7 protein-coding genes and 1 rRNA gene are annotated in these 8,259 nt (G+C 61.9%); 2 read left to right on the top strand and 6 right to left on the bottom strand.

The window, feature by feature from the left end; genetic code table 11:
* Positions 1-197: 197 nt before the first annotated feature.
* A 5S ribosomal RNA gene (gene rrf, locus AC0SZ7_RS30995) occupies positions 198-313 on the top strand.
* A 365-nt stretch (positions 314-678) separates the two neighbouring features.
* On the opposite strand, the gene AC0SZ7_RS30990 is transcribed toward rrf, so the two are convergent.
* From AC0SZ7_RS30990 to exaC, 6 genes are all read right to left on the bottom strand, one after another.
* Positions 679-1,416, bottom strand: coding sequence for an XRE family transcriptional regulator (locus tag AC0SZ7_RS30990; protein WP_475507894.1), 738 nt, complete (start codon positions 1,414-1,416; stop codon positions 679-681).
* Positions 1,417-1,539: 123 nt separating this feature from the next.
* Positions 1,540-2,067, bottom strand: coding sequence for an inorganic diphosphatase (gene ppa, locus AC0SZ7_RS30985; RefSeq protein WP_416427082.1), 528 nt, complete (start codon positions 2,065-2,067; stop codon positions 1,540-1,542).
* A 112-nt stretch (positions 2,068-2,179) separates the two neighbouring features.
* Positions 2,180-2,998 carry a M90 family metallopeptidase gene (locus AC0SZ7_RS30980; RefSeq protein WP_475507893.1) on the bottom strand — a complete coding sequence of 273 codons (819 nt, stop codon included), beginning with the start codon at positions 2,996-2,998 and terminating at the stop codon, positions 2,180-2,182.
* A 3-nt stretch (positions 2,999-3,001) separates the two neighbouring features.
* Positions 3,002-3,658, bottom strand: a complete 657-nt coding sequence (locus AC0SZ7_RS30975) for a DedA family protein (protein WP_475507892.1) — start codon at positions 3,656-3,658, stop codon at positions 3,002-3,004.
* Positions 3,659-3,861: 203 nt separating this feature from the next.
* Positions 3,862-4,320, bottom strand: coding sequence for an N-acetyltransferase family protein (locus AC0SZ7_RS30970; protein ID WP_475507891.1), 459 nt, complete (start codon positions 4,318-4,320; stop codon positions 3,862-3,864).
* Between the two features lie 158 nt (positions 4,321-4,478).
* Entirely contained in the window at positions 4,479-5,999 is a 1,521-nt protein-coding gene (gene exaC, locus AC0SZ7_RS30965; RefSeq protein ID WP_473004614.1) for an acetaldehyde dehydrogenase ExaC, read from the bottom strand.
* 287 nt (positions 6,000-6,286) lie between these two features.
* Here exaC and AC0SZ7_RS30960 point away from each other — a divergent pair, with 287 nt between their 5' ends.
* The gene (locus AC0SZ7_RS30960) at positions 6,287-8,188 is read left to right on the top strand and encodes a sigma-54-dependent Fis family transcriptional regulator (RefSeq protein WP_475507890.1); all 1,902 of its coding nucleotides are present in this window, start codon (positions 6,287-6,289) and stop codon (positions 8,186-8,188) included.
* Positions 8,189-8,259: the final 71 nt, after the last annotated feature.

The raw sequence follows: 8,259 nt of genomic DNA, 5'->3' as shown, positions 1-8,259 counted from the left end.
AGCGCTGTGAGGCGTTGAGCTAACCAATACTAATTGCCCGTGAGGCTTGACCATATAACACCCAAGCAATTTGCGTCGAACAGACCAGATTGCGGTGTTGTGAAGATGATACGAACCGAAAGTTTGCGATTCACAAATACCATCACATACCCGATTCGCTGGAATGCCACCCAAAGGGCATCCTGGCTACAGAATTTCTTGACGACCATAGAGCATTGGAACCACCTGATCCCATCCCGAACTCAGCAGTGAAACGATGCATCGCCGATGGTAGTGTGGGGTTTCCCCATGTGAGAGTAGGTCATCGTCAAGATTAAATTCCGAAACCCCCATCTGCGAAAGCAGGTGGGGGTTTTGTCTTTATGGCGTTCAACAATATTTCCGGTAACCTCGGACGCCGCCTGCGGCAGCTGCTACGGGTTGGTTTGGGTTGGTTTGCTTTTCTGCGGGCATTAAAAAGCCGGCTTGTGGCCGGCTTCTCGTCGACAGCCTTGGTTTGTTTTTGGCAAACCCTAACCGCCTTCTAAAAATGTAAGGACCGGTAACCTTGCGTTACTGGTCAACCAGGGCGGTGATACCGCCAGCTGGTTTGGGCAGGGTGCGTGTTGTCCAGCAACAGCCCCTACCAAAAGGTGCGCCAAGAATAACGACATTCCCGCCAAAAGCCCAGCACAAATGTCAGCCCTTCTCATCGCGGCGTCGGCCGGGCCGGTGCGCCTGCAGGCTCGCCCACCAGAACACCCAGCCTAGTATTTCCAAGGGCTCCTCGGCGCTGACAAGCTCGTCGCCGAACTCCCCAAGCTTGTCTGCGCGAAGGCGCATGGCATCGCAGGTCATGGGGTAAAGCGTCCGCACGCGTAGCTCGCCGTTGTGCAGAAACGCGAAAGGCTGCCCGGAGATTGGTGTTACCAGGCTGCGATCAATCGCCAGCGGCGCTCCCAGGGGAATTCTGGGTGCCATGCCGCCATCAGGCATGACCAGTGCCGCGCAGTGAGTGGGGTCTACCCCCAACTGCTCGAACGCGGCCCGCGGCAAGCGTAGATGGCGATCCTCCACCGCAATGAACTGCCGGTTCAGCGGGCGATGGAATGCCAACAGCACGTCATCCGAACCTGTAGCGGCCAGGGCTGTGGGGTTACCCGTGGGATCGTCGCTGTCCTGATCATAAAACTCGTCCTGGGGATCGACAGGGGGCAAAGGTGGCGGAAAAAGATATTTGGGGCCCAGCCCGGTGCGTAACCAGCGGCTGTGCACGCACAGCAGCTGGGCGATGTCGTCCATGCGTGCGACGGGCACGCCACGGCGTATCCAATTGTTGACGTGCTGGGGCAGCACATTGCGATGCAGCGCCAGGTCGGAGGGGCTGAGGTGGCAGTCCTTGAGCAAGGTCCTGAGGCGGTCGCCGGAGGTGAGCATGGCGGTGGTCCGGGTTGTGGGGGTGCCCTGATCTTGCCGAGGGAAAACCTCAGCGAATGTAGGAACTTTCTGAAGGCATAAAAAAACCCTGCACTGGGCAAGGCTTTTTCTTCACCGGGTGGTTCAGCCTTTGAAGGCAGCAACCGACTTGGTGATTTCGGCGCGGGCAGCGTCAGCGTTGCCCCAGCCTTCGATCTTGACCCACTTGCCTTTTTCGAGGTCTTTGTAGTTCTCGAAGAAGTGCTTGATCTGTTCCAGCAGCAGGGCTGGCAGGTCGGTGTATTCCTTCACGTCGACGTACAGCTGCGACAGCTTGTCGTGCGGTACGGCGATGACTTTGGCGTCGCCGCCGCCGTCGTCGGTCATGTGCAGGATACCGACTGGGCGGGCACGGATTACCGAGCCAGGAGCCACTGGGTACGGGGTTACCACCAGCACGTCCAGGGGGTCGCCGTCATCGGCCAGGGTGTTGGGGATGAAGCCGTAGTTGGCCGGGTAGAACATTGGGGTGGCCATGAAACGATCAACGAACAGGGTGTCGCTGTCCTTGTCGATTTCGTATTTGATCGGCGCGTGGTTGGCCGGAATCTCGATGGCGACGTAGATGTCGTTCGGCAGGTCTTTGCCAGCCGGAATCTTGCTGTAGCTCATTGGGCGTTGCCCCCGTTGTAGGCCAGTAGAAATGGCCGTCTAGGCCAAAAAGTGGCAGGGATTATTGCATAGATTGGCAGCGTTGCCACGCCCGGCCGGACCGGCACCCACCTTAGCCGTGGTGGCTGTGGCGGTAATCGGGATGGCTGCGTTGCAGGCCCTGCAGGCGGGTCAGCGGATCCTGGCGGTAGAAGGCCTGGAGTTGGCGGTACACGGCCGGGTAAGCCTGGTGCAGCAGGTCCGGGGCACTGAAGAAATACTCGCTGGTGACCGCAAAGAACTCCGCAGGGTTTTCCGCGGCGTAAGGGTCGATGGCAGTTTCGGCGTGAGGGTTGTGGTCCAACTGCCGGTTCAGGTCATCGTAGGCATGCTGCATGGCGGCAGCCCAGTCGCTGACACGCATGTCGCTGTGCAGCGGTGGCAGCCCGTTGGCGTCGCCGTTGAGCATGTCCAGCTTGTGCGCGAGCTCGTGGATGACCAGGTTGTAGCCTTCCCAGCCGCCGCTGGCCAGCACGCCAGGCAAGGCGAGGATGATGGGGCCCTGTTGCCACGCCTCGCCGCTGTGCTCGCCGTCCCAGCTGTGCTCCACGCCGCTGGGGTCACGGTGGCGCTGTGGGCTGAGGAAGTCGTCGGGGTAGAGCACTATTTCGTGGAAGTTGCCGTACCACTTGAGGTCGCCCAGGTGCAGCAGCGGCAACTGGGCCTGGGCCGCCAGCAGCAGGCGGGTGAGGTCGTCCAGTTGCACGCCGTCCAGGCTGGTCAGGTGCTTGTCCAACAGGAACAGCACACTGTGCTCCTGCAGCCACTGGTCTTCCTCGACGCTGATGTCATCGAGGATGGCCAGGCCATGCCGCACCTGCTTCCACAGGTGCGGGTCGAGTGGGTGCCGGGCCAGGGCCCTACGGCGCCGCCAGGCGCGCAGCGACCACATGGCTTAGCGCGACGTGGCCTTGGCGGCCTTGCCAGCCATGCGGCTCTTGACCACGCCAATGACCATGGGCACCAGCGACAGCAGGATGATGGCCAGTACCAGCAGCGACAGGTTCTTCTTGATGAACGGCACGTTGCCGAAGAAGTAGCCCAGCGCGACCAGGCCGCACACCCATACCACGGTACCGGCGATGCTGAAGCCCAGGAAACGCGGGTAGTACATTTTCGCGATGCCGGCCACGAACGGCGCGAAGGTGCGCAGAATCGGCAGGAAGCGCGCCAGGGTCACGGTCTTGCCGCCATGGCGCTCGTAGAAGTCATGTGTCTGCTGCAGGTAGTCGCGGCGGAAAATCTTCGAGTTGGGGTTGCTGAACAATCGTTCACCGGTAGTTCGACCGATGATGTAGTTGGTGCTGTCGCCCAGGATGGCAGCAGCCATCAGCAAACCAGCCAGCAGAATCGGGTCCATGCCGCCGCCTGCGGCCACGGCGCCAGCGATGAACAGCAGCGAGTCGCCTGGCAGGAAGGGTGTCACCACCAGGCCGGTTTCGCAGAAGATGACCAGGAACAGGATCGCGTAGATCCACGGGCCGTAATTGTTTACCAGCAGGTCGAGGTAGGTATCGAGATGCAGGATCAGGTCAAGCGGGTTGAAATCCATGTGCAACACCTGTGCGGGGCCCGAGGCTACGGGCTTGGGGCGACTTTAAGGGCATGAGGCTGTCAGGTAACAAATCGTACAACCTGCGGCGTCAGGATTATACGACCGGACGCCGAGATTGCCCCACGAGTTTGTAGCCAGGCGTGTCGGATTTCCGTGAAAGCGTGCCGCCGCCGTGCGGCAGCGGCTACAGGGGGAGGGGGTCAATCGGAGTTGATCGGCAACACGTAACTGAGGAATTCGGTGTCCTGGTGGAAACCAATGGACTCGTAGGTCTTGTGGGCCACTTCGTTGCTTGCGCTGGTGGAAACGCGCAGGCGCACGGCGTGGGTTTCCTTGGCCATTTTCTTCGCGGCGCGCAGCAAGTGGTCGGCAACCAGCTGGCGGCGGGCGTCCTCGGCGACATAAATGTCGTTGAGAATCCACACGCGTTTGAGCGATAGCGAGGAGAAGCTTGGGTACAGCTGGCAGAAGCCCAGCAGCTTGGTGTCGTCATCGTCGGGCAGGGCCAGGTAAATCACGGACTCCTTGCGGCGCAGGCGCTTTTCCAGGAACGCCCGTGACGAATCGGGGTAGGGCAGCTCGCCATAGAACTCGCGGTATTTGACGAACAACGGAGCAATCATGTCCAGATGCTCCAGCGATGCTTGGATAATTCGCATAACGGGCCTCACGTGCTGACGGATGTTGGCGGCCAATACCACAGCATGCCGTTGGTCCGATGCTGCCTTAAAACAATTAGAAAACGCAATCAAACGGACGCTGAAATGAACCAACCCGTTCACGTTTTCGCCATGAACGGGTTGCTTCGTTTTTCAGCTTAGAAGAAGCCGAGCGGGTTGATGTCGTAGCTCACCAGCAGGTTTTTGGTCTGTTGGTAGTGGTCCAGCATCATCTTGTGGGTTTCGCGGCCTACACCGGACTTCTTGTAACCGCCAAACGCGGCGTGCGCCGGGTACAGGTGGTAGCAGTTGGTCCACACGCGGCCAGCCTTGATGCCCCGGCCCATGCGGTAGGCTCGGTTGATGTCGCGGGTCCACACGCCGGCACCCAGGCCGAACTCGGTGTCGTTGGCAATGGCCAGGGCTTCGGCTTCGTCCTTGAAGGTGGTGATGCTCACCACCGGGCCAAAGATCTCTTCCTGGAACACGCGCATCTTGTTATTGCCTTTCAGCAGCGTCGGCTGGATGTAGTAGCCGGTCGCCAGGCTGCCTTCCAGTTTTTGCACCTGGCCGCCGGTCAGCAGTTCAGCGCCTTCGCCCTTGGCGATGTCCAGGTAGGACAGGATCTTGTCGAACTGTTGCTCGGACGCCTGGGCGCCGACCATGGTCTCGGTGTCCAGCGGGTCGCCACGCTTGATCTGCTCGATCTTCTTCATCACTTCTTTCATGAAGGCTGGGTAGATCGACTCTTGTACCAGTGCGCGCGATGGGCAGGTGCACACCTCGCCCTGGTTGAAGAACGCCAGCACCAGGCCCTCGGCGGCTTTTTCGATGAAGCTCTGCTCGGCCTGCATGATGTCTTCGAAGAAGATGTTCGGCGACTTGCCGCCCAGCTCTACGGTAGACGGAATGATGTTCTCGGCCGCGCATTTCATGATATGCGAGCCTACCGGGGTAGAACCGGTGAAGGCGATCTTGGCGATGCGCTTGCTGGTGGCCAGGGCCTCGCCAGCTTCCTTGCCGAAGCCCTGCACGATGTTCAGCACGCCGGGTGGCAGCAGGTCGCCAATCAGCTCGATCAGCACGGTGATGCCCAGCGGAGTCTGCTCGGCGGGCTTGAGCACTACGCAGTTGCCGGCGGCCAGGGCCGGGGCCAGCTTCCACGCGGCCATCAGGATGGGGAAGTTCCACGGGATGATCTGGCCGACCACGCCCAACGGTTCGTGAATGTGATAAGCCACGGTGTTGCCGTCGATTTCCGCAGCACTGCCTTCCTGGGCGCGCAGGCAGCCAGCGAAGTAGCGGAAGTGGTCGGCGGCCAGCGGGATATCAGCGTTGAGGGTCTCGCGCACGGCCTTGCCGTTGTCCCAGGTCTCGGTGATGGCCAGGGTTTCGAGGTGCTGTTCGATGCGGTCGGCGATTTTCAGCAGGATCAGTGAACGTGCCTGCACCGAGGTACTGCCCCACGCGTCGGCAGCGGCGTGGGCAGCGTCCAGGGCTTTGTCGATGTCTTCGGCAGTGGAGCGGGGGAATTCGGCAATTGGCTGGCCATTGACCGGCGAAGTGGTGGTGAAGTACTGACCCTTGACCGGCGCCACGAATTCGCCGCCGATGTAGTTGCCGTAGCGGCTCTTGAAGTTGACCAGAGCCCCTTCGGTACCGGGATGTGCGTAACGCATGGTGAGTATCTCCTAGGGTTTTTTATGCTTTTGGGTGGAGGACGCGTTTGCGGCGTGTACAAAGCGTAGAGCAAGTGTCGGGCCAGCGCCCCGAACCCCAGCAAAATCGAGGGTTGCAGGTGCCCTGTGGATAAGTGTTGGCAGCCTTTCGTGGCAAGTCTGGAGCAGTGCGTGTGACACTTTGTGCCAGGCATGACACAGTCGTGACCAGTGGGTCGAAGGTGGCATTGCATTGGTAGGGCGGCTGGAGGATGCTGGGGGTCAACTCCACTGGAGAATAATAAAAAGTGCACAGTGATCATCTCAGCCGTCATGCCCGCCAGGTCCTGACCGTCACCCGTGGCCAGGCCCCGTCCGGTGGCCCCGCCAGCGACCCGTCCATCGCCCGCTCCTGGTTGCGCTGCCTGGAGGACTATCACCTGGACCCCTCCGTGGCCATCGCGCCCACGGTGCTGGAGCACGGGCGCATCCTCGAGAGCCGTGAGCGGATGCAGCAGGTGCTGCAGATCGCCGGCGGCGAAATGGCCAATTTGCATCAACAGTTGTCTGGCGCTGGCCACGCGGTGCTGCTCACCGATGCCCGTGGGGTGATCCTCAACTGTGTTACCGCGCCTACCGAGCGCAAGGTGTTCGAGCGCGCGGGGCTGTGGCTGGGCGCGGACTGGAGCGAAGCGCGCGAGGGCACCAACGGCATCGGCACGTGCCTGGTGGAGCGCCAGGCGCTGACCATTCACCAGGATGAACATTTTCGTGGCCGTCACACGGGCCTGACCTGCTCGGCCAGCCCGGTGTTCGACCCCAACGGCGAACTGCTGGCGGTGCTGGATGTGTCCTCGGCCCGGGCCGACGTGTCCCGGCAAAGCCAATTTCACACCATGACTCTCGTCAACCTCTCGGCGAAGATGATCGAGAGCTGCTACTTCATGCGTCACTTCGAACACCAGTGGTTGCTGCGCTTCCATCTGCAGGCCGAGTCGGTGGGCATGTTCAGCGAGGGCCTGCTGGCGTTCGACGAGCAGGGGCGCATCGTCGCCGTCAACCAGAGTGCATTGAACCTGCTGGGGCGCGGGCGCGGCACGCTGGTAGGGCAGCCGGTGGAAGCATTCTTCGAATGCGCCCTGGGTGAACTGCTGGGCCGCGCCACACAGGAAGCCACCGCCAGTTGGCCGCTGCGTACGCGTGATGGCCGGCCATTGTTCGCCAGCCTGCGCGGCCGGCCGCGGCCTTTGGCGTTCGCGGTACCGGCGGCGCAACCGGCGTTGGCGGCTGTGGATATCTGCCTGGGCGACGAGCGCCTGCAACTGGATTTCCGCCGGGCATTGAAGGTGTTCGAGCGTGACGTGCCACTGATGGTCCATGGCGAGACCGGCTCGGGCAAGGAGGCGTTCGCCAAGGCCGTGCACCAGGCCAGCCGCCGCGCGGACAAGGCGTTCGTGGCGCTCAACTGTGCATCGCTGCCCGAAAGCCTGATCGAGAGTGAGCTGTTTGGTTACCGTGGCGGCAGCTTCACCGGCGCGCGCAAGGAAGGCATGCGCGGCAAGCTGCAGCAGGCCGATGGCGGCACCTTGCTGCTGGACGAGATCGGCGACATGCCGCTAGCCCTGCAAACCCGCCTGCTGCGCGTGCTCGAAGACCGCATGGTGGTGCCGCTGGGCGGCGAGGCCGTGGCGGTGGACGTGCGCATCATCAGCGCCACCCACCGCAACCTGCTGGAACGGGTGCGCGACGGCAGTTTCCGCGAGGACCTGTACTACCGGCTCAACGGTTTGGAGATAGACCTGCCGGCCCTGCGCGAGCGCACCGACAAACCGGCCCTGCTGGATTTCATCCTGGCCCAGGAAGCCGGGGGCGAGCCAGTGCAGCTTGAGCTGGGCGCGCGGCAGGCGCTGCTGGCGTTCAATTGGCCGGGCAACGTGCGACAGATGCGCAATGTGCTGCGCACGCTGGTGGCCTTGAGCGAGGGCGGGCGCGTGGCGTTTGCCGACCTGCCGGGTTACCTGCGTGAGCAGGCGGTAGCCGCGCCGGTGCCCGAGCAGCCGTTGGCCGAGGCCGAGCGCACGGCGCTGATCGGCGTGTTGGAACGCCAGCGCTGGCACATGACCCATGTGGCAGAAGAATTGGGCGTGAGCCGCAACACCTTGTATAGAAAATTGCGCAAGCACGGCATCAACCGCCAGCAGGCGCTGTAGCTGCCCCAGGGTGTTTGAACTCAATCAGCGCGTGAGATTTTTCCTACCGTGGGCTACCCTGCCTCGATGTT

It is taken from the genome of Pseudomonas sp. JC1203 (assembly GCF_056175065.1).
The sequence above is the reverse complement of the archived record's forward strand: the minus strand, read 5'-3'. Positions and strand labels throughout refer to the sequence as shown.